A 979-nucleotide genomic window follows, 5' to 3' on the forward strand; every position below is an offset into this window, starting at 1 on the left:
CTTTTTTTGTGGTTGTACTTGTGCATTTTCTGTTGTTTTATGCGATTTTTGGATGCAATGAAGCACAAGTTCCCTTACCCGTAAAAGTTAATTCACAGAAGAAAGTGTGTTTTCAATAAGATAAGCTTTTGGTGGACCTCGCTGCCCAAAAACGTGCAACGTAACAAGATTTCCAACTTTACAACAATAACATTTTCGATGTTGAGTTTTAAGTTCTACACTTGACCTTAAAACGTTTAACTCTTTTTGTAATTGTTGTAATTTCCCGCGTTTCCAATTGCTGCTTAAAATGCCGTAATGGCGTATGCGCACAAAGCGTTTGGGTAAAATATGAAGACTAAAGCGCCTTGTAAACTCTTCGTTTTTTAAAGTAAGCTGCTTGGTTTTACTTCCATCTCTATAATCTTTATAGCTAATGGTAACTTCTTGATTGGTTACGTTTTTAATTCTATGGTTACTGATGGCAACTTTATGGGTGTATCTTCCTAAATATTCTATTACTTGCTTTGGACCGGCAAAAGGGCGTTTGGCATAAACCACCCAATTCTTTTCAAACAAACTTTGGATGACAGTTGTATCAGCAAGCTTTTCTTTGCGTAAAAAAGCTACGTATTTTGCTCGAAAAACCTTACTCAAGGCTTTCACTGCAAATAAATATTTATCGGTTTTTATCTTGCGTTTCCATTTACCGTTGGCATCAATTCCACCACCAGGAACAATGCAATGTAAATGTGGATGTAAACTCAAATTTTGTCCCCACGTATGTAAAATAGCAATCATTCCTAGTTGGAATCCTTCCGTTTTTCCGAATTGATTTAATGTGGTCCAAACCGAATCAAACAAAATTTTATAAACGATTTTTGGATGTGAAATCGCCAAACCATTAAGCGTATCGGGCAAAGTAAATACCAAATGATAATATGAACAAGGTAGCAGATCCTGTTCACGAGCTTGTATCCATTCTTCGCGTTGATGGCCT

General features: G+C 36.4%; 1 protein-coding gene. It reads right to left on the reverse strand.

The annotated features are described in order from the left end of the window. Positions 1-87 precede the first annotated feature (87 nt). Positions 88-979, reverse strand: an 892-nt coding sequence (locus N5D03_RS14860; RefSeq protein ID WP_280052110.1) for a transposase, incomplete at its 5' end; no start/stop codon positions are given.

The organism is Empedobacter sp. GD03861 (assembly GCF_029840885.1).
Lineage (GTDB): Bacteria > Bacteroidota > Bacteroidia > Flavobacteriales > Weeksellaceae > Empedobacter > Empedobacter falsenii_B.